15 protein-coding genes are annotated in these 21,582 nt (G+C 59.7%); 6 read left to right on the forward strand and 9 right to left on the reverse strand.

Annotation, left to right across the window (positions count from 1 at the left end; all coding sequences use genetic code 11):
• Positions 1-3: 3 nt before the first annotated feature.
• The gene (locus BZG29_RS00215) at positions 4-3,585 is read left to right on the forward strand and encodes a M1 family aminopeptidase (protein WP_077408894.1); all 3,582 of its coding nucleotides are present in this window, start codon (positions 4-6) and stop codon (positions 3,583-3,585) included.
• An 89-nt stretch (positions 3,586-3,674) separates the two neighbouring features.
• Here BZG29_RS00215 and BZG29_RS00220 read toward each other — a convergent pair whose 3' ends face one another.
• Entirely contained in the window at positions 3,675-4,106 is a 432-nt protein-coding gene (locus BZG29_RS00220) for a hypothetical protein (protein ID WP_150130774.1), read from the reverse strand.
• A 110-nt stretch (positions 4,107-4,216) separates the two neighbouring features.
• The gene (locus tag BZG29_RS00225; RefSeq protein WP_150130775.1) at positions 4,217-4,480 is read right to left on the reverse strand and encodes a hypothetical protein; all 264 of its coding nucleotides are present in this window, start codon (positions 4,478-4,480) and stop codon (positions 4,217-4,219) included.
• 390 nt (positions 4,481-4,870) lie between these two features.
• Between BZG29_RS00225 and BZG29_RS00230 the strand changes: the two genes are divergently transcribed.
• A complete protein-coding gene (locus BZG29_RS00230; RefSeq protein ID WP_077398176.1) occupies positions 4,871-5,287 on the forward strand; it encodes a hypothetical protein in 417 nt (138 codons plus the stop codon).
• A 98-nt stretch (positions 5,288-5,385) separates the two neighbouring features.
• Here the strand turns inward: BZG29_RS00230 and BZG29_RS00235 are convergent, their stop codons facing one another.
• The 4 genes from BZG29_RS00235 to ssb form a co-directional block, all read right to left on the reverse strand.
• Entirely contained in the window at positions 5,386-6,627 is a 1,242-nt protein-coding gene (locus BZG29_RS00235) for a glycosyltransferase family 39 protein (protein WP_077398177.1), read from the reverse strand.
• Complete coding sequence (locus BZG29_RS00240) at positions 6,627-6,992, reverse strand: hypothetical protein (protein WP_077398178.1); 366 nt, start codon at positions 6,990-6,992, stop codon at positions 6,627-6,629. The genes BZG29_RS00235 and BZG29_RS00240 overlap by 1 nt, the downstream gene beginning before the upstream one ends.
• The gene (locus tag BZG29_RS00245) at positions 6,989-8,440 is read right to left on the reverse strand and encodes a UbiA family prenyltransferase (RefSeq protein ID WP_077398179.1); all 1,452 of its coding nucleotides are present in this window, start codon (positions 8,438-8,440) and stop codon (positions 6,989-6,991) included. Before BZG29_RS00245 ends, BZG29_RS00240 begins: the two co-directional genes overlap by 4 nt.
• 225 nt (positions 8,441-8,665) lie before the next feature.
• Positions 8,666-9,175 carry a single-stranded DNA-binding protein gene (gene ssb / locus BZG29_RS00250; RefSeq protein WP_034781209.1) on the reverse strand — a complete coding sequence of 170 codons (510 nt, stop codon included), beginning with the start codon at positions 9,173-9,175 and terminating at the stop codon, positions 8,666-8,668.
• 381 nt (positions 9,176-9,556) lie between these two features.
• Between ssb and uvrA the strand changes: the two genes are divergently transcribed.
• Positions 9,557-12,406, forward strand: coding sequence for an excinuclease ABC subunit UvrA (gene uvrA, locus BZG29_RS00255; protein WP_077398180.1), 2,850 nt, complete (start codon positions 9,557-9,559; stop codon positions 12,404-12,406).
• Positions 12,407-12,590: 184 nt separating this feature from the next.
• Here the strand turns inward: uvrA and BZG29_RS00260 are convergent, their stop codons facing one another.
• Positions 12,591-14,462: a phosphoenolpyruvate carboxykinase (GTP) gene (locus BZG29_RS00260; protein ID WP_077398181.1), complete on the reverse strand. Its 1,872-nt coding sequence runs from the start codon at positions 14,460-14,462 to the stop codon at positions 12,591-12,593.
• A 328-nt stretch (positions 14,463-14,790) separates the two neighbouring features.
• Between BZG29_RS00260 and BZG29_RS00265 the strand changes: the two genes are divergently transcribed.
• Positions 14,791-15,804 (forward strand): D-2-hydroxyacid dehydrogenase family protein, encoded by a 1,014-nt coding sequence (locus tag BZG29_RS00265; protein ID WP_077398182.1) that lies wholly within the window; start codon positions 14,791-14,793, stop codon positions 15,802-15,804.
• Here the strand turns inward: BZG29_RS00265 and BZG29_RS00270 are convergent.
• Positions 15,792-16,565 carry an L-asparaginase gene (locus BZG29_RS00270; protein ID WP_077398183.1) on the reverse strand — a complete coding sequence of 258 codons (774 nt, stop codon included), beginning with the start codon at positions 16,563-16,565 and terminating at the stop codon, positions 15,792-15,794. The genes BZG29_RS00265 and BZG29_RS00270 overlap by 13 nt on opposite strands.
• A gap of 178 nt (positions 16,566-16,743) precedes the next feature.
• Here BZG29_RS00270 and BZG29_RS00275 point away from each other — a divergent pair, with 178 nt between their 5' ends.
• Together BZG29_RS00275 and BZG29_RS00280 are read left to right on the forward strand one after the other, a co-directional pair.
• Positions 16,744-17,229: an asparaginase domain-containing protein gene (locus BZG29_RS00275; protein WP_034781194.1), complete on the forward strand. Its 486-nt coding sequence runs from the start codon at positions 16,744-16,746 to the stop codon at positions 17,227-17,229.
• A 609-nt stretch (positions 17,230-17,838) separates the two neighbouring features.
• A complete protein-coding gene (locus BZG29_RS00280) occupies positions 17,839-20,520 on the forward strand; it encodes a TonB-dependent receptor (protein WP_253192734.1) in 2,682 nt (893 codons plus the stop codon).
• 134 nt (positions 20,521-20,654) lie between these two features.
• Here BZG29_RS00280 and BZG29_RS00285 read toward each other — a convergent pair whose 3' ends face one another.
• Positions 20,655-21,551, reverse strand: coding sequence for a recombination-associated protein RdgC (locus BZG29_RS00285; protein ID WP_034754435.1), 897 nt, complete (start codon positions 21,549-21,551; stop codon positions 20,655-20,657).
• Between the last annotated feature and the right edge of the window lie 31 nt (positions 21,552-21,582).

Here is a 21,582-nt window from a genome sequence, read left to right on the forward strand (position 1 = left end):
GCCATGTGGAAGGAATTTTTCAAGTTTGACCTCGGCTATCAGCTGAAACAGCCGCTGCTGTGGGTATTTGCCGTCATCCTGGCCTTGCTGGCCTTTGGCGCCAGCAGCAGCGATTCGATCCAGATCGGCGGCGCCATCGGCAACATCAACCGCAATGCGCCCACCGTGGTGGCGCAGCTGCTGACGATGTTCAGCCTGCTGTCGATGTTGCTCATCACCATCTTCATCGCCGGCGCCGTGCTGCGCGACAGCGAAGTGGGCATGGCCGACATGCTGTTCGCCACGCCCATGCGTAAATGGGACTACCTGTTCGGCCGCTTCGCCGCCGGCTTTGCCGCCTGCCTGGTCATCTTCGCCTGCATCGCCTTCGGCACCATGCTCGGCCCCCTCATGCCCTGGGTCGATGCGCAGCGCGTGGGCGCGTTCCCGCTGCAGGCGTACGCGTGGAGCTTCGCCGTGATGGTGATTCCGAACCTGCTCTTCATCGGCGCCCTGCTGATGCTGCTGGCGGCCACCACGCGCTCGATGATGCTCGTCTACGTGGGCGTGCTGGGCTTTTTCGTGCTGTGGGGCACGGCCGGCGCCTTTACGCGCGACATCAACAACGAATGGATCGCCGTCCTGCTCGACCCGTTCGGCATGCGCGCCCTGGGCCGCATGACGCGCTACTTCACGTCCGCCGAAGCGAACGCGGGGCTGCCGCCGTTTGCCGGCTTCCTGCTGGCCAACCGCCTGCTGTGGCTGGGTATTACGGCGCTGCTGTTCGCCGCCACCGTGATCCTGTTCAAGCCGCAGCGCACGGGGACGGGAAAACGCCTGTTCGGCAAGCACAAGGCCGAAACGAGCGGCCCCGCCGTCACGGCGCCGCGGGACCTGCCGCGCAGCATCCCCACCTTGACGGCCGCGACGGCCTGGCGCCAATGGTGGCAAATCCTGCGCTTCGATGCCGTCGGCGTCTTCAAGAGCCTGCCCTTCCTCGTCATGCTGCTGTTCGGCATGATCAACCTGATCGCTGCCGCCAATGTCGGCAAGAACATGTATGGCACGGCCGTGTACCCGATGACACATTTGCTGTTGCAGCAGATTAGCAACAGCTTCAGTTTCCTCCTGATCATCATCGTCACCTTCTATGCGGGCGAACTGATCTTCAAGGAACGGCAAGCGCGGATCGCCGACGTCAGCGACGCCATGCCCGTGCCCGACTGGGTCCCCCTGCTGGCCAAATGCACGGCCCTGGTCGGCGTCATCGCCGGCTACCTGCTGGCGGGCGTCCTCACGGCCGTCGGCTTCCAGCTCGTCAAGGGCGGCGCGCCCGTGGAACTGGGGCTGTACCTGAAAGGCACCCTGCTGGGCGCCCTCTTCTTCGTGCTGATGGGCTTGTGCGCCCTCACCCTGCAAGTGCTGTCGAATAACAAGTTCATCGGCTACCTGCTGGTGATCCTGCTGATGGTGGCGCAAGCCGTGCAGGGCATGCTGCACTTCGAACACAATCTGTACGCCTTTGGCGGCACGCCGGCCATCCCGTATTCGGACATGAATGGCTATGGCCACTTCCTGGCTGGCTGGGCCTGGTTCGCGCTGTACTGGAGCCTGTTTACCGTGGCCCTCGTCATGCTGGCGCAGGCATGCTGGGTGCGCGGCCTGCCGAACGGCTGGCGCGCGCGCGTGGGCCTGGCCCGCCAGCGCCTGCAGGGCCGTGCAGGCACCGCGCTGGCCGTGGTGCTGCTGTGCTGGGCGGGCACGGGCGGCTGGATCTTCTACAACACCAACGTGCTGAACAAGTACGAGACGTCGAACATCGGCATGGACAAGCAGGCGCGCTACGAAAAACTGTACCAGCGCTACCAGCACTTGCCCCAGCCGAAGATCACGGAAGTCCAGGCCGATGTGGATATTTATCCTGAGCAACGTAAAGTCTTGATCAAGGGTCATTATGTGCTGCAAAACAAGACGGCGCAGCCGCTCGATACCCTGCGCATCCAGCTCGACCCGCAACTGAAGACGACGTGGTTGAACTTGCCGGCGCACAAGGTCGCACTCGACGACAAGAAGCTCGGTTTCAGCATCCTCAAGCTGGCGCAAGCGCTGGCGCCCGGCGCCACCCTGCCGCTGGACTTCACGGTGGCCGTCACGCACCAGGGTTTCACCAACAGCGGCGCGCCGGACCAGGTCAACCTGAACGGCAGCTTCTTCAACAACCAGGCTTATTTCCCCCACTTCGGCTATGCGAAGGAAATGGAATTGCTTGACCGCAATGAACGCCGCAAGCGGGGCCTGGGCGAACCGCAGCGCATGGCCAAGCTGGAAGACACGTCCGCGTATGGCAACACGGTGCTGGGCGGCGATGCCGACTGGATCCATTTCGACACGACGGTGTCCACCAGCGGCGAGCAAATCGCCCTGGCGCCCGGCTATCTGCAAGGCAGCTGGGAAAAGGATGGCCGCCGCTATTACCGCTACAAGATGGACCAGCCGATGCTGCCGTTCTTTGCCTACCTGTCGGCGCGCTGGGAAGTCAACAAAGGCGAGTGGCACGGCGTGCCGATCGAAATTTATTTCGATAAAAAGCATGGCTACAATACGCAGCGCATGATCACTTCCGTGCAAAAGTCGCTCGACTATTACAGCACCGAGTTTACGCCCTACCAGCACAAGCAGGTGCGCATCCTCGAGTTCCCCGGCTACCAGAGCTTCGCCCAGTCGTTTGCCAATACGATTCCGTATTCGGAAGGCATCGGCTTCATCGCCGACCTGCGCAACAAGGAAGACATCGACTATGTGTTCTACGTCACGGCGCATGAAATGGCGCACCAGTGGTGGGGCCACCAGGTGATCGGCGCCAATGTGCAGGGCGCCAGCATGCTGATGGAATCACTGGCGCAGTACTCGGCGCTGATGGTGATGGAAAAGGAATACGGACGCGACAAGATGCGCCGCTTCCTGCGCTATGAACTGGACCGCTACCTGAGCGGACGCGGCGGCGAAGCCATCGAGGAATTGCCGCTGGCGCGCGTGGAGGGACAGCAATACATCCACTACAACAAGGGCAGCCTGGTGTTCTACCGCCTGCGCGACGAGATCGGCGAAGCCGCCCTTAACCGTGCCCTGAAACGCTATCTGCAGGACAAGGGTTACCAGCAGGCGCCGTTCACCACGTCGTCGGAATTGCTGGCCTATATCCGCGCCGAAGCAGCGCAGGACAAGCAGGCCCTGATCACGGACCTGTTCGAGAAAATCGTGTTCTACGATAACCGCGTCACGCAAGCGACCGCCGTCAAGCGCGCGGATGGCCAGTGGGATGTCACCATGCAACTGCACCTGGCCAAGCTGGAGTCCGACGGCAAGGGCAAGGAAAGCCCGCGCGCCTACGACGAACCGGTGGAGATCGCCATCTTCGCGCGCGCGCCGGGCGCCGGGGAGAAGGACGAAAGAGTCTTGTTTACCGACAAGCGCATGTTGTCGGGCAGCGACCCTGTGGTCACGATCACGGTGAAGGAAAAACCATTTGAAGTGGGTGTCGATCCGTACAACAAGATGATCGACCGGGTCTCGCGCGATAACCGCAAGGAAGTCACTGTCAATTAAGGCTTGCTTCAAGGCGCTTGATCCAACGCAAACAGGCCACGCCGTCACCGACAGCGCGGCCTGTTTTTTACGGCGGATGGGAAATTTTTTCAGGCCAGCAAATAAATCTGCCGCAGCGCACAGCCCACCTGTACTACACAGAACACCATGGCAAGGAACAAGAGCCCCAGATGGATTTTTAAAAAGATATCCAGTCGTTCCCGGCCGGCCACGGGCGGCACGGCGGCCGTTTTAAAACGCAACCCTTTTCCGGCCAGTAGCAACAACACTATGCTGATTGGAAAAGATTGCAGAAAAATACGTCCTGGATACAAAGTCCACGCCAGTCCGATCAGGATGGAAATCAATGCCAATACATCGCACAAGAGAAATAGATATTTTCTTTTTTGAAAATTCGCCAGCGATGCAAGCAGCCATCCCTTTTCCTTGCCGAATATGCGCTCCAGAACCAGCCATTGTGAACCTGATGAATCGACAGCTATATGCATTGCAAGATTTTTCTTCAATTGAGCCAGTGACATTTTCTGCGCACCAATAGCCGCAATATACGCACAGCATATTGCGGCCACATTACGATCAGCGGTATAAAAACCATCAAGCGGGCATGTTCAACCCGCCATGACCTGTCCGCTTATGCCGAACAATAGGAATTATAGGCATACATCACGCCCGCGCCAATCATGATGCCGCCACCGAGCGCCTGGCCGCCCGGCACGGTGGCAAAGCCCGCGCCGACACCGCCGATACCGCCCCAGAAACCTGCCGTGGCGGTATATTCGCTCGACGACATGCTATCCGAACAAAATGCACGACCGCCCGAGATGTCTTGAATTTCCATTTCCGATAAAACTTGCATTCTTACTCCAGTAATTACATCAACATGGAAAATGTCCATGCGCCACGTCTGCAGAAAACACGATATCGGTAAATAGCATGTCTTCCATCAGATTCGTATTCATCGCATGCATGAATTGCATGCGATGCAGCCCTCCGATAAAATTTACTCAGAGAAACATTGCAAACAATATACCATCGCACAAACAATTGCCAAAATAACTTTATTGATTAAATAAACAATGGCAAAGCGATTATTCTCCTTATGCGGAAATATCATAAGAATATTTGAATTTTGTTTTATTCAAACCGGGGCTTGAAGAGAAGCGTAATCCGCACCATGCGATGGAAATGCGGATGGCACTGCGGTACAGGCAAAACGCAAAGCCTGGCGTAAGATGGACGGTATCGTCGGCGAGTGCGCCGGCACCACGTTCAAGGGGAATTGCCTATGCCGCATCGTCACCTGCCCATCCGCGCCAGCCTGCTGCTGGCGGCCCTCGTTTTGACCACCCCCGCCTGGAGCGCCGATGCCGTCCACAAGGAAACAGTAGAGCTGACGGCAGGCAAGGCTGCGCTCAGCGTGAAAGGCAAGATCAAGGGCTATGCCACGGCCGAATACACGCTGGCAGGCAAGGCGGGCCAGATTCTCGGCGTCAAGCTCAAGACCAATCAACCGTCGAATTATTTCAACCTCCGTCAAGCCGGGCAACAGGACGCCCTGTTCATCGGCTCGAACGGCGGCAACAGTTATGAGGCAACACTGCCGGCCGATGGCGAGTACACGGTGCAAGTGTATTTGATGCGCAATGCGGCGCGCAGGAATGCGGTGGCCAGCTACAGCCTGGAGATGCGGCTGCGCAATTGAGTCTCCCCGGCCATGACAGCGCAAGAGGCGCGTTCGCCACCACATGCTCCCCATGTTACTGCGAGGGACCCATGAGATGCGGGAGCGCCGCCGCTGTCTTATCTGGCCGGCTGCGCTGCCTGGCGTCGGGCGGCCATGAGCGATTCCAGCACCAGGCCCGTCATCACGGCCAGGAGCGGCATAGTGGGCTCACGGTATCGGAAGATCACGTAAAACAGCATGTGAACGCCCGTGTAGCACGCAAGCGCCAGCCAGAGCATGGCGACCTGCCGATTCCTGAGCCCTGGCATCAGCACAGTCCCCATAGCACCGGCGATCAGGAGCAGGAACTGTATCGCCCACAGCAGACGCACAAGCTTTTCTGCCGACGACTGGTTTCCTTTTCCCTCATGCAGGGGAGGCGTCCAGAAGTACGCCGCTTTTTTCGCTGCCAATGCCAGGAACGCTGCCGGGTGGGCCTTCGCCCAAGAAATAGCCTCCTGTTTCAAGGTCTCGGAAGCCTGGACTTCCCCCGTTTTCCGAAGGGCATCCCAGGTGGGGCCGCGTGGTGTTTCCGAGATGGAAATGAACATGCCTGTCGCGGCGGGATTGTTGCCCAAATACAGATTGAAGCCGCCATTGGTGTTCAAGACAGGGGCGCCTATCACTTGCATGTTCCTGAGCAGCCATGGGCTGGAAACCACCAGCGCCACGGACAGCGCGAGCATGGCAAGGCTTGCCCGCCGAACCGTCGATGCGGGAGACAGCAGCAACGCCCATGCAAGGACTGCCAGCAGTGACAAGGCGGCATTGCCCGTCAGTGCCAACAGACCGAAGAGTGCCCCGCACCCGATCGCCACGCTCTTCGAGGGCTGGCGTGCCAATCTCAGCGCACACCACATGACACCCAGCATCAGGGGAATCATCAGGTTTTCCTTCGCCAGATAGATCCCGTAGATGCCGCTTGGCAGATAGAGCGCCCAGGCAGCCGCGGCGATGAGACGCCCCGACCGGCCTGCACCAGCCTCTTTGGCCACCAGGTAGCACAGCACGATTGCCGCGCCTCCCAGGCACATGTTCACCAGGCGAACCGCCAGGAGGCCGTCGCCAAAAAGAAAAAAGACAGGCGCGAGTATCAACAGGGGATAGCCCACGTTATACATCGCGCGGTTGCCCATGCTGTCGACGATGCCATTCCCGCCAAGCAAGTTGAGCGCCATGCTCCTGTAGGCAAGTTCATCGCCTTCCGGCACATGCTGGTAGCCCGCAATCACCGCCGCCCTCAGGGCGAGGCCGATGCCTGCGACGATTGCCAGCCACAGCCAATCTCGCTGTTGCTGGGCATCATGCTTGTCATTCATCAACTCCTCCCCACCAAAAACACCCCCGCACAAATCAGCGCCACGCCCATCACACGGGGCAGGCTGACCTGTTCTCCCAGCAGGCAGGCGATTGGCAGGGTGAGCACGAATCCCAGGCCTGCCAGAGGATAGGCCTTGCTCACTTCCCATTGCGACAGCACGCCTAGCCAGGCCACCGCTCCCAGGCCATACAGGAGGAATCCCCCCAGCACATACTTGTCCGTGAGGATATGCATGAGGGTCATGAAGGACTTGGGCTGCGCCATCATCGCCTGCACCCCGTCACCGGACATGCCGGTCTTCAATGAAAACTGCGCCATGACGGATAGCGCGATGCTCAGGATGGCAATGCAGAACGTGTTCATGGGTAAGTACCCAACACCAGAAAATGCGCCCCCAGCATGACGGCCACCATGGCGCAGACGGTCATGCGGCTGCCGTGGTCCTTGAGGGCGTAGATCACCGGGTCATCGTGCATTTCACCTCGCGATGTTTTCACCCACAGGCGCGCAAGCCAGTAAATCAATCCCAGGGCAACCAGCCACAGCATCTGCGGGGTGCCGTAGCGCCCCTGCGTTTCCGGCGCACTGATGAACAGCCCGAACACCACCACGGCAGAGAGGGCCGCCCCGCCCCCCAGGGGCCACAACACGGCCAGGTCGCTCACCCGGTAATCCCGTCCACGCGTGGCAGCCTTGCCATTTCCTTCCAGCGTGACCAACTCCGCACAGCGCTTCACGAGGGCGAGGCTGAGGAACATGAAGACCGAGAAAGCCAGCAACCAGGAACTGGTGGTAGTACCAATGGCAACGGAACCGGCCAGGATGCGCAAGGTATACAGCAGTGACAGCATGAGCACGTCAATCAGCACGTATTCCTTGAGCACCCAGCTATACGCGCTGGTCAGCACGAGGTAAAGCAGGAGCATCAGGAGGAAGGCATTCGACACGGACCAGGCCAGAACGAGGGCCAGGAGCAGGGCCCCCGCAGCCACGACCAGGCCCTTCAGAATCGGCAGGCGGCCACTGGCAAAAGGGCGAAGCCGCTTGCGGGGGTGCGCCCTGTCGCTTTCCAGGTCCCACAGGTCGTTGACCATGTAGGTGGCGGAGGCGGCCAAGGAGAACGCCATGAAGGCCACGGCCATGGTGCTCATCTTGCCCAGGTCGAGGAAGGAGAATGCCGTCAGCAGGGGCACGAACAGCAGCAGATTCTTTAACCACTGGTGGACACGCAGGGCTTTCATCCACACGCCAGGCCCGCCGCTCTCGTCCGGAAATTCGCGTTCGACCGGGACGTGCCGCCGCACGGTTTGGCCCGTACGCCAGGCGACATCCACCAGCACCGCCGCCTCGGCGGCTTGCCAGATGGGGATATCTGCCTTGCTGTCGCCGGCATAGACAAAGCATGGCCCGACCTGCTCCCGGATCGCTTGCAGCTTGGCCTTGCCCTTGAGGTTGCAACCGGCCTGCGTCGCCAGCACCTTGTCGAACAGACCCAGGTGCCCGGCCACGTTGCGGGCAATCGAATGGTGGGCCGCCGTCGCCAGGACAATCATGCGGCCCTTGCGCTTTTCCTCGCGCAGGTAGTCCAGCAGGGACTCGCGGTAAGGGAGGTGCTCACCCAAGATGCCGGCATGCGCCGCAATGGCTTCCTTGAAGCCCGCCCGCCCTCGCATGAGCCAGAACGGCAGGCGGAGCAAATTGAGCGGGGATTGCTGCACCGCCTTGATGACGGATTCCAGCAGGGTATCGGTTGGCGTCAGCGTTCCGTCAAGATCGACAACCAGGGGCGCTTTGGTCGAAATAGCCACCATTTTCTCCCGATTCTGGTGTGGCATGGCAGATGGAGTGCTGAGAGCAGTGATTAAATTATAGGGGGAGTCATGATGGCGATGACCAACATATATCAAGGAAGAGAGCGGTTATCTGCTTGAGCTGAACGCCCGTAGCACCTAAAAGACACCCGTAACAACAAATAAAAAACGCCTCGCAAATCAAGGATGTGCGAGGCGTTATGCAGCAATGAGCCGTAGTGCGTCTTAGAACGGAATATCGTCATCCATATCCGAGAAGTTCGGTGCCGGCTTCGGTGCCGGACGTGGCGCCGGGGCTGGTGCCGGACGCGGGGCCGGTGCCTGGCGCGGGGCCGGGGCTTCGTAGCCGCCGCCACCGCCGTAGCTGTCATCGCCACCGCCGGCGTCGCCGCCCATGCCGGAACGGCCGCCCAGCATTTGCATCTGTTCCGCGATGATGTCGGTTGCGTACTTCTCGACGCCGTCCTTGTCCGTGTATTTACGGGTTTGCAGGCGGCCTTCGACGTAGACGGACGAACCTTTTTTCAGGTATTGGCCGACGATTTCCGCCAGGCGGCCGAAGAACGAGATACGGTGCCACTCTGTCAATTCTTTTTGTTCGCCCGTGTTGCGGTCCTTCGATTTGTACGAAGTGGCCACGGCGATGTTGGCGATCGCGTCGCCGCTAGGCATGTAGCGGATTTCCGGGTCACGGCCCAGATTGCCGACGATGATGACTTTGTTGACTGATGCCATGAATAACTCCTGATGAACTGCAGCGGGAGCCGGTGTCCCGCGCGTTAGTTTAGTGTGCTAAACGAGGATTATAAGCGACCACGCGGCGCAAAGCACCCGCTTTCTGGCGGACGCCCTCTCCCGTGCGGCAGCACGTTTTTTTCACGGCAGGTGAAAACAAGAAACTTGAATACTGGTATTATATACAGTGTTTAAACGTCTGCACGCATCTGTATCAAACTTTGTCAGGGCACGTTCGCCTGGCGGCGCAATCCGCCCGTGGCTGCCTCAGGCATGCAGAGCAAAACCCGGCTATAGTAACAGGTTGACCCGTTGTGGCCTTTCATCCGCACCCTGGCCCGATGCGCCGGCCGCACCACTCACTGAAAGCAAGGCAATCACATGGAACAGATCCGCATTCGCGGCGCTCGCACGCATAACCTCAAGAATATCAATCTCGATTTGCCGCGCAATAAGCTGATCGTGATTACCGGCTTGTCCGGCTCCGGCAAGTCTTCGCTGGCCTTCGACACCCTGTACGCGGAAGGCCAGCGCCGCTATGTCGAGTCGCTGTCGGCGTATGCGCGCCAGTTCCTGCAGCTGATGGAAAAACCGGATGTCGACCTGATCGAGGGATTATCTCCCGCCATCTCCATCGAACAGAAGGCAACGTCGCACAACCCGCGCTCGACGGTGGGCACCGTGACGGAAATCCACGATTATTTGCGCCTGCTGTATGCGCGCGTCGGCACGCCCTACTGCCCCGACCACCCGGAAAACGCGCTGGCCGCCCAGTCCGTCTCGCAAATGGTCGACGCCGTGCTGGCCATGCCGGAAGACACCAAGCTGATGATCCTGGCGCCCGTCGTCGCCAACCGCAAGGGCGAACACGTCGACCTGTTCGAGCAGATGCAGGCGCAAGGCTTCGTGCGTTTTCGCGTGCAGAGCGGCACGCATGCAGCGAAAATCTATGAAGTTGATGACCTCCCGAAATTAAAGAAAACGGAAAAGCACACGATCGACGTCGTCATCGACCGCGTCAAGGTGAACCAGGACATCAAGCAACGCCTGGCAGAAAGTTTCGAGACGGCCCTGCGCCTGGCCGACGGCCGCGCCATTGCCTATGAAATGGATACCGCCCAGGAACATGTGTACTCGAACAAGTTCGCCTGCAATGTGTGCGGTTATTCCCTGCAGGAACTGGAACCGCGGCTGTTCTCGTTCAACAACCCCATGGGCGCCTGCCCCGAATGCGACGGCCTGGGACACATTGAATTCTTTGACCCGAAACGCATCGTCGCGTTCCCGAACCTGTCGCTGGCCTCGGGCGCCGTCAAGGGCTGGGATCGCCGCAACCAGTTTTACTTCCAGATGCTGTCGAACCTGGCCGCGTATTACGAGTTCGACCTGGACATGCCGTTCGAACAGCTGGCACTGAATGCCCAGCAAGCCGTGCTGTACGGTTCCGGCAAGCAAGTGATTCCGTTTACCTATGTCAACGAACGGGGCCGCACCGTCATCAAGGAACACACGTTCGAAGGCGTGGTCAACAATCTGCAGCGCCGCTACCGGGAAACGGACTCGATGGCCGTCAAGGAAGAGCTGGCCAAGTTCATCAATGAAAAATGCTGCCCCTCATGCGATGGCGCGCGCCTGCGCGTGGAAGCGCGCTTCGTCAAGGTCGGCACGGGCAAGCAGCAGCGGGCCATCTATGAAGTGGCGGAAAAACCGCTGCGCGAGACGCTGGAATTCTTTGAAAAGCTGAAACTGACGGGCGCCAAGAAAGAGATCGCCGACCGCGTGGTCAAGGAAATCATTTCTCGCCTGAAATTCCTCAACAATGTGGGCCTCGATTACCTGTCGCTGGACCGCAGCGCCGACACGCTGTCCGGCGGCGAAGCACAACGCATCCGCCTGGCGTCGCAGATCGGCTCCGGTTTGACGGGCGTCATGTATGTGCTCGATGAACCGTCGATCGGCTTGCATCAGCGCGATAATGACCGCTTGATCGAAACCTTAAAACACTTGCGCGACATCGGCAACAGCGTGCTGGTGGTCGAGCATGACGAAGACGCCATCCGCACGGCCGACTATATCGTCGACATGGGCATCGGCGCGGGCGTGCACGGCGGCGAAATCATCGCCGAAGGCACCCTGCCCGAGATCTTGAAGAACAAGAAATCGCTGACGGCGCAGTACCTGAACGGCAAGCTGAAAATCGCCGTGCCGGCCAAGCGCCACGCCAGCAATCCCGAAAAGCAGTTGCTCATTACTGGCGCAACGGGCAACAACCTGAAAAAGGTTTCGCTGAGCTTGCCGGTGGGCTTGATGACGTGCGTCACGGGCGTGTCCGGCTCGGGCAAGTCGTCGCTCGTCAACGATACCTTGTATCCGGCCCTGTCGCGCCATTTGTATGGTTCGCAGACGGAACCGGCGCCGCACGACTCGATCAGCGGCCTGGAACACTTCGACAAGGTCATTTCCGTCGACCAGGCGCCGATCGGCCGCACGCCGCGCTCGAATCCCGCCACGTATACGGGCTTGTTTACGCCGATCCGCGACCTGTTCTCCACCGTGCCGACGGCCAAGGAACGCGGCTACAGCGCGGGACGCTTCTCGTTCAACGTGAAGGGCGGACGCTGCGAAGCGTGCCAGGGCGATGGCGTGATCAAGGTCGAGATGCATTTCTTGCCCGACGTCTACGTGCCATGCGATGTGTGCCACGGCAAGCGCTACAACCGCGAAACGCTGGAAGTGCAATACAAGGGCAAGAACATCACGGAAGTGCTGGGCATGACGGTGGAAGAGGCGCATGAATTCTTCAAGCCGGTCCCCTTGATCGCGCGCAAGCTGCAAACCCTGCTCGACGTGGGCCTCGGCTACATCAAGCTGGGGCAAAGCGCCACCACCCTGTCCGGCGGCGAGGCGCAGCGCGTGAAACTGTCGCTGGAACTGTCCAAGCGCGACACGGGCCGCACCCTGTACATCCTCGATGAACCGACGACGGGCTTGCACTTCCACGACATCGACTTGCTGCTGAAAGTCATCCACCGCCTGCGCGACCAGGGCAACACCCTCGTCATCATCGAGCACAACCTGGACGTCATCAAGACGGCCGACTGGATCGTCGACCTGGGCCCCGAAGGGGGCGCCGGCGGCGGACAGATCATCGCCACGGGCACGCCGGAAGACGTGGCCCTGAATCCGGCCAGCGTGACGGGTAAATACCTGGGGCCGCTGCTCAAGCAGTAATGACGCCAGCGCAATAAAAAACGGCGCGGATTGCTCATGCAATCCGCGCCGTTTCTCTTTTTGCTAGCACCCCAGTCATTGCCGGCGTGTCATTTATCGCACGCCAGTCTTTGCCGGCGTGTTTCTCCCCCCCACTACAACTCTTAACACCTGACAAGCTTGTCAGGCGCCGCTTTACGCTCACTTACGCACTCAGCCGCTTTTCCAGCGCCGCCTTGTGACCTGCCAATTCCTGCGGCAGATGATACGCGAGTTTTTCAAACAACTCCGTATGCAATTTCAATTCTTCCACCCACGCGGCCTTGTCGATCGAGGTGATGGTGTCGAACTGTTCTTGCGTGAATGGCAAGCCATCCCAGTTCAGGTCGCCATACTGCGGCGTCGTGCCGAACAGGTTTTCCACGCCGCCCGCCTTGCCTTCGATACGCTCCAGCATCCACTTGAGCACGCGCATGTTGTCGCCAAAGCCAGGCCAGACGAATTTGCCAGCCTCGTCCGTACGGAACCAGTTGACGCAATAGATCTTCGGCAGGGCAGCCGGGTTGACCTTGCCCACCTTGACGCCCATGTCCAGCCAGTGCTGGAAGTAATCGCTCATGTTATAGCCGATAAACGGCAACATGGCAAATGGATCGCGGCGCACGACGCCCATCTGGCCCACGGCAGCGGCCGTCGTTTCCGAGCCCATGGTGGCAGCCATGTAGACGCCTTCGACCCAGTTGCGCGCTTCGGTGACCAGCGGCACGGTGGTCGAGCGGCGGCCGCCAAAGATGAAAGCCGAGATCGGCACGCCGGCCGGATCGTCCCAGGCTGCGTCGATCACGGGGTTTTGCGTTGCCGCAACCGTGAAGCGCGCGTTCGGATGCGCCGCCTTGGTGCCGGACGCCGGCGTCCAGTCCTTGCCCTGCCAGTCGATCAGGTGGCTTGGTGCTTCTTTCGTCAAGCCTTCCCACCAGACGTCGCCGTCGTCCGTCAGCGCCACATTGGTGAAGATCGTGTTGTCGCGCATGGACGCCATGCAGTTGTAATTGGTTTTTTCGTTGGTGCCCGGCGCCACGCCAAAATAACCGGCTTCCGGGTTGATGGCGTACAAACGGCCGTCGGCGCCCGGCTTGATCCAGGCGATATCGTCGCCGATGGTCGTCACTTTCCAGCCGTTAAAACTTGCTGGCGGGATCAGCATGGCGAAGTTGGTCTTGCCGCAAGCGGACGGGAACGCTGCCGCGACGTAATGCTTCTTGCCTTCCGGCGATTCCACGCCGAGGATCAGCATGTGTTCGGCCAGCCAGCCCGGGTTGTTGTCCGATGCTTGCGCTTCCTGGTAGCCCATGTTCGAGGCGATGCGCAGGGCGAAACATTTCTTGCCCAGCAAGGCGTTGCCGCCGTAGCCCGAACCGAAAGACCAGATTTCGCGCGTTTCCGGGAAATGCACGATATATTTGGTGCTGTTGCACGGCCATTTCACGTCGGCCTGGCCGGTGGCCAGCGGCGCGCCCACGCTGTGCACGCACGGCACGAATTCGCCATCGGTGCCCAGCACGTCGTACACGGCACGGCCCATGCGGGTCATGATCTTCATGTTGACGGCGACATATGGCGAATCGGACAGTTCCACGCCGATGTGCGCGATCGGCGAGCCCAGCGGGCCCATCGAGAAGGGCACGACGTACATGGTGCGGCCGCGCATGCAGCCATCGAACAGGCCGTTCAGGGTGCGGCGCATTTCGCCGGGCTCGGTCCAGTTATTCGTCGGGCCTGCCGCTTCTTTTGTTGCCGAGCAGATATACGTGCGGTCTTCGACGCGGGCCACATCGCTCGGATCGGAGCAGGCCAGGTAGGAATTCGGACGCTTTTCGGCGTTCAGTTTTTTCATGGTGCCGCTGGCAACCATTTCAGCGCACAGGCGCTCGTACTCTTCTTGCGAGCCATCGCACCAGTAGATGCGGTCCGGCTTGGTCAGCGCGGCAATGTCGGCCACCCAGTTGATCAGTTTCTGTTGTTTAATATAAGCTGGGACATTGAGTGCGGCGACGCCACCCATGACGGGCTGATTCATATTACCTCCAATACCAATAAAAGAAATTCTGGTCATTCCGGCAAGACAGGCAGCATCGTTGAGAGGTGGCTGCGGCTCACTGCGGGCGGTGTACTCACGCGGGCAGGGCTCTGGCGTCGTTTACCTGGATCATGCACCCAGGCTGCAGGAACAGTTTGCGCTATAACTATAATCAGGAAGCTTTAAAAGTGCCGGCGATTGTACACCCGCCTAACGGCTATTCTCGCAAAAATGTAGGAGAATAGCTTGACTAATGTAGTAGGCTATTCAGCATTTCCCGTATCCTGTTATTTCCCTACCAAATCCTCACTAAAATCGGCCATCCACCATGAAAATTGCCATACTCGATGATTACCAGGATGCCGTGCGCGGCCTCGATTGCTTCCAGTTGCTCGATGGCCACGAGGTCAAGGTGTTCAGCAACACGGCGCGGGGCCTGGGCCAGCTGGCGATCCGCCTGGCGCCATACGACGCGCTGGTGCTGATCCGCGAACGCAGCAGCTTCAACCGCGCCTTGCTGTCGAAACTGCCGAACCTGAAACTGATTTCGCAAACGGGCAAGGTCAGCGGGCACATCGACGTGCCGGCCGCCACCGAGCTGGGCATCGCCATCGCGGAAGGCATCGGCTCGCCCACGGCGCCGGCCGAACTGACGTGGGCGCTGATCATGGCGGCGCAGCGCAAGATCGTGCCGTACGCGCAACATTTACAAGAAGGGCTGTGGCAGACGTCGTCGCTGGAACCTGCGCGCAATACGCTCGGCACGGTATTGAAAGGGCGCACCCTGGCGATCTGGGGCTACGGCAAGATCGGGCAATTGATCGCCGGCTATGGCCGCGCCTTCGGCATGACCATCCTCGTGTGGGGCAGCGAAGCGAGCCGCGCGGCGGCCGTGGCGGCCGGCGATACGGCGGCCACGTCGCGGGAAGCGTTCTTTGAACAGGCCGACGTCTTGACCCTGCACCTGCGCCTGTCCGATGCGACGCGTGGCCTGGTAACAGCCGAGGACCTGGCGCGCATGAAGCCGACGTCGCTGTTCGTCAACACGAGCCGCGCCGAGCTGGTGGCCGAGGGCGCGCTGGAAGCGGCGCTGCCGCAGGGTCGCCCGGGCACCGCCGCGCTGGACGTATTTACGGACGAGCCGCTGCCGCCAGGCTCGCCATTGCTGCTGCTGCCAAACGTGCTGGCCACGCCGCACCTGGGCTACGTCGAGCGTGACAGCTATGAACTGTATTTCCGCTACGCCTTGCAAAACATCGTTGATTTTGCGCAAGGTCAATGCACGCGCCTGCTCAATCCCGAGGCGCTGGCGCATGCGCGGCAAGCTCCTCAGGAACGCTGAAAGCCCTTCAACAAGTCCGGCTCGCCCGTGATGCGGATGGCGGGCGCGGGCAGCACGTGCCGGCCGCGCCACAGGCCGGCCCAGCCGGGCGGCCAGGCGATGTCCGCTCCGGCGTACGGCGCCACGCCGGCACGCACGGCAACGACCGGCACGGGCGGCATGTCGGGCAAGGGTTCGCCTGGCGTGCGCTGCATGTCCAGGCTGTACATGTAATCGGGCAATAAAGCATCGCAGACGCGGCCAAACCAGTCGCTATGGTCGTCGTCGCGTCCCAGCGCCTGCGCCAGGCCCTGCGGGTCGAAACGGGCCAGGGCATCGATCAGCTCGCCCGTGGTGGCGCCCGGCGTGTCGCCCCAGCCCATCACCGGGTTGACGTTGTAATCGGCGCCCGAACCGTACCAGCCTTCGCGCCAGGGCCGCTGCATCCAGTCGCGCGGTCCCGTAAACAAATGCCAGCGCCAGTGCAGGCCGGACGGTTTCGGCCAGGAATACAGATACAGTTTTTGATAGCCGGCCTGGTGCAATTCGCGCACCATGGCCATCAGGCGCGCGTGCGGCATGCGGTCCGGCGGCGCGCGCCGAAACAAGATCGCTTCGCCATCGGCAAACTGCACGTCGTCGGTCGACAGGTTCAGGTCCAGGGTCCGCGCTTCGCTGCCGAAACGGGCGGCGATCCAGCCCGTCAGCAAATTGACGGACGTGATCACCCCGTAACCGCGGTGGCGGTGAAAAATGACGGTGCCGGGAGCGAGCGCTTTCATACGGAGTCGGGGTGGCAGGCAAACAAAGAAACCAGTGTACTCACAGATGGCCAAATTTTCCAGATGCGGCGCGGCAGCGGGGCGGCAGGCACGCTGGCCCATCTGCGGCAGCATTCACGCAACGCTGCCAATCCACGCTATCATGCGCGTCATTCTCCACTGACATCGTGACCACATCATGACTTTGCGCATACTCGCCACTGGCGGCACTTTCGACAAACACTACAACGAATTGAACGGTACCCTGGGCTTTTCCGACAGTCATTTGCCGGCAGCGATTGCCCGCGCGCGCATGACGGCGCCCGTGGCGCTGGAGCAATTGCCCCTGCTCGATTCGCTCGACATGCAGGATGCGGACCGCCAGCGCGTGCTGGCCTCGTGCCGCGCGGCACAGGAAAAAGCCATCGTCATCATCCACGGCACCGACACCATGCGCGAAACGGCGCAGGTGCTGGGCGCGGCGAACCTGCAGCAAACGGTCATTTTGACGGGCGCCATGATTCCCTACGAAATCGACAACTCCGACGCCCTGTTCAACCTGGGCTTTGCCTGCGGCGTGGCGCAAACCCTGCCAGCCGGCGTGTACGTGGCCATGAATGGCCAGATCTTCGCCTGGGACAATGTGCAAAAGAACCGCGCCGCCGGCGTGTTCCAGCCCTTGTAAGCCGATGGCAGGACAGGGCGTAAAAGCAGACCGGCACGCGGCCTGACTGACACTCTGTCACAATTCGACCAGCCCGTTTTCAACGGGCTTTTTTTATGTTTTTTTGCCTTTCACAAATTCTGCAAAACCACAGAATTCGTCGAATTATTGCAGGTAAAACATCAAATTGCCAATACAATAATTTTATGTTGTAAAAAAACGCCATTGATCATTTTTAAAAACACCGATATTATTAAATATAAAACTGCAATTTAACAATTAAATTAAATATTCTTCTGTATCCATAATTTATTGCCAAATCCGACACGGTTGATATGCATTTTTTCTTGCTGAGACGACATAATGTTCGCCTCGACAAGTCAAAAGTGCATTTATAACAATATTGCGCTAAGTAGTCTTCCACCTCCCACCGACGTGGTTCCGCCTACCGTACACGAGCACCGCTGGCCATCTACCCGATGGCCAGAGCGGTGCTCGTGTACTGCTTGTCGTTATTAAAACTACTACGGAGTAATTGTTACAATGGCATTTAAAGAAAAAATTGGCGTGCGCAGCGTACGCCTGGCCCTGACCGTTCTGGCAGGTAGCGTCTTGTTCTCTGGCCAATCCATGGCGGACGAAGCAATTCAAAAAGTTGAAATTACCGGTTCGAGCATCAAGCGTATCGCTGTCGAAGGCGCCTTGCCTGTACAGCGCCTGTCGCAAGAAGCGATCGCCAAATCGGGCGCCACTTCGGTAGCCGACCTGATCCAGGCCCTGCCAGCCATGCAAGGCTTCACCATCGGCGCAGTCGCAGCAGGTTCCGACTCGGGTGGCAATACCAGTGCTTCGCTGCACGGTATCGGCGAGTCCTACACCCTGGTACTGCTGAATGGCCGCCGCATCGCGCCACAAGGCTCCGGCACCACGGTCAACCTGAACGCCATTCCGATGAGCGCCGTTGAGCGCGTCGAAATCCTGACCGACGGCGCTTCGGCCCTGTACGGCTCGGACGCCATCGCCGGCGTACTGAACTTCATCCTGAAGAAAAACCAGCAAGGCGCCACCCTGGAAGCCACCTACGGCGGTCCGGAAGACAAGGGCGGCAACGCCTGGAACACCAGCGTCACCTATGGTTTCGGCGACCTGGACGAAGACCGTTTCAACGTGCTGGTATCGTACCGCCACGATGAGCAGTCGAAACTGATCGCGACCGACCGCGATTTCGCCAATACTTCTTTCCTGAAATTCAACCGCGGCGGCAAGAACTATATCTGGGACCGCACCAGCCCCTCGGCTTCGGCAGCAGGCACCACTGTTGCCTACAAAGATAATACTTCGACCTCGTTCACCCCATATCTGAAGCAAAACAACGGAAATTGCCCTGACAATTCCTACGTCACGCCCAAAAATCGCAACAGTTGCGGCTTCGACACGGGTTCCACCGTGGAAATCGTGCCGCAATCGAAACGCGACAGCCTGTTTTCCAAAGCAACGTACAAGCTCAATGACAGCCTGAACGCGTTCGCCGAACTGGCCTACTCGCGCTACGACCTGACGGCGCGTATCGCCGCCAACCCGATCCCCATCTCGATTGCGCAAACGGTAAAAAACCCTAAAACCAACGTTGACGAGCTGGTGTTCAACAATCCAGCTGCCTACGCGAAATACGTGCAACCTTACCTGTCGCCAGCGCAACAGGGAAACATCAAATCGATCACGGCCAACTACCGCAGCAGCGACTTCGGTTTGCGCGCAAGCCAGACCGTTACCCAAACCAAGCACATGGTGGTTGGCGTGGAAGGCGAACTGGGCGCGTGGAACTTCGAAAGCGGCCTGACCTGGTCGCAAAACTCGATCGACGAGCGTTACACGGGCGGCTACGCGACGAATCAGGGCTTCAATGACATCCTGGCCAATCCGGATTTCGATGCGTTCGCGTTGAACAAAAAGCCATCCGTGCAAGCGCAAGTCGCCGGCGCGCAGTTCGTCGGCTCCGTGCGTACCGCATCGACCACGATGCGCGGCGTCGACACGCACGGTTCGCGTGAGTTGTTCTCCTTGCCAGGCGGCAAGGCCAGCCTGGGTATCGGCGGCGACTACCGCACCTACCGCTATGAGCAGTCGCCAGGCGCCACCGGTGACGACATCTACAGCTTCAACACCAAGGCTACCTACGACATGAGCCGCGACACCTACGGCGCGTTTGTCGAGTTGCTGGCACCGTTGACCAAGTCGTTCGAAATGACCGTCGGTGGCCGTTACGATGCTGTCAAGGCGATCGATGACAAGCGGAACAGCAAAACCGTCGGTAAAAAAGACAGCGCCAATACCTACAAGGTATCGGCACGCTGGCAGCCGGTACAAACCGTGCTGATCCGCGGCTCCTACGGCACGGGCTTCAAGGCGCCAAGCATGCTGGACATCGCCCAGCCACTGGTCAACGCCGGCTTTACCGCCAAGGCATTTGACTGCCCACACCCGGGTAACGCACTGTGCCGCGGCGAACCAATTCAATACAACGCCGTATCGGAAGGCAATCCAGAACTGCAATCGGAAAAATCGAAACAGTTCACCCTGGGTTTCCGTGTCGAACCTAGCTCGGCCTTCTCGTTCGGCGCCGACCTGTGGGATGTGAAACTGCGCAATGCCGTCTCGGAAATCACCGAAGAGCAGGCATTTGCCGATCCGGACAAGTACGCTGCAAGCTTCTCGACCTACAAGGAGCCTACGACCGGCAACGTCTACTACGCGTTCAAGAAGCGCTCGGTGAACATCGGCAAGAAGGAATACCGTGGCATCGACTGGGATCTGTCGGCCAACCACAAGTTCTCCTTCGGCAAGCTGACCGCCCAATTGAGCGGTACGCACATGTTGCACGCCAACTACACCAAGGCAGGCAGCGACAGCGTGTACACCAGCAACATGGACTTCTTCGGCGACACCAACGAAGTCACGTTCCGCAACCTGATGAAGCTGACGACGACCCTGGATACGGGCCGCCTGAGCAACACGGTAACGGTCAACTACCGTAACGGCTACACCGATGCAGCCGCTACTGTGTATGACGTAGCCGCCGCAAAAGAAGTGAAGGGTTTCCGCCTGCAAGTACCGTCGTACACGACGTTCGACTGGCAAGCACGTTTCGCCTTTGACAAGCAAACCACGATCCGCGCAGGCATCAAAAACCTGTTCGACCGTGCACCGCCGCTGTCGCTGCGCGCTTCGTCGGGCCACCAGGTTGGTTTCGACCCACGCTACGCCGATCCAATGATGCGTTCGTTCTACATCACCGGCAACTACAAGTTCTAATTTGACGTTGTGAATTAGCTTGTCCGAAAGCGCCTTGCACTTCACCGTGCCAGGCGCTTTTTTTATGCGCCCACAGATTGCCCTGGCGAAAAAAAAGGAGCCGCAGCTCCTTTTCCGTACCGATATATCTGCTGTTATGCAGTCGCTTCGCCGCCCAGGGCTTCGACCACGTCGGCCATCAGCTTGGAGAGCTCGCCCGTCATCAGCATCACGTCGCCGTCGAAACGCTCTTCGTCGTTCTTCGTGCTCGATTCCGTTTCCTTGATCACGTCCAGCGGCTTGACGCTCTTGATGGCCAGCGATTCCGTCAGCACGAACGAAATCTTGTCGTTCCACGTCATGGCCAGGCGCGTGCACTGCTTGCCGGCAGCGATGTGGCGGCGCACGTCGTCCGCTTCCAGGGTGTGGCGCACATAGCGCACGGTGGCCTTGCTCTCGCCCGTGGCGCGCAATTCCGTGTCCATGTCGACCGTGAAGCCGGCCGGCGCATCGTCGGCCTGCAGCCATTCCGTCATCACCGCCACGGGCGAGCGCTGCACGCGCAGGCTTTCCAGCGGCAGTTTATCCACGGCTTTGAGCAGCAGCTTGATGACTTCATCGGCTTTCGCCGGGCTGGCCGCATCGACCACCAGCCAGCCATTGACGGGGTCGATCCACGTCCAGACGTTGCTGCGGATGCTGAAGGCGCGCGGCAGCAGCTCGTCGGCCACGCGTTCCTTCAATTCCTTCATGGCCTTTTTACCGGGCGCAAAGCCTTGCGCTTCTTCCATCTCGGCGGCGCGGGCCTTGGCCACCTGGTTGATGACGGTGGCCGGCAACAGTTTCTTTTCCGTGCCCAGCAAGATCAGCATCTGCTTGTTGACCACGTGAACCAGGCCGCCGTTCGGGCGTGGCGTATCCCAGCCCTGGCGCATCAGATCCATGCTGGTCGCCGGCGTAAATTTGTTCGAGGACAAGGCCTCTTCCAGTTGTTCTGGCGTATAGGCCCATGGTGCGGGCAGGCGGTAAATCTGAAGATTCTTGAACCACATAGTTTTTGTCTTCCGTTTGTTTCAGTAGTGC

Origin of the sequence: Janthinobacterium sp. LM6, assembly GCF_002002885.1 — a bacterium.
In the GTDB taxonomy this organism is placed as follows: domain Bacteria; phylum Pseudomonadota; class Gammaproteobacteria; order Burkholderiales; family Burkholderiaceae_D; genus Janthinobacterium; species Janthinobacterium kumbetense.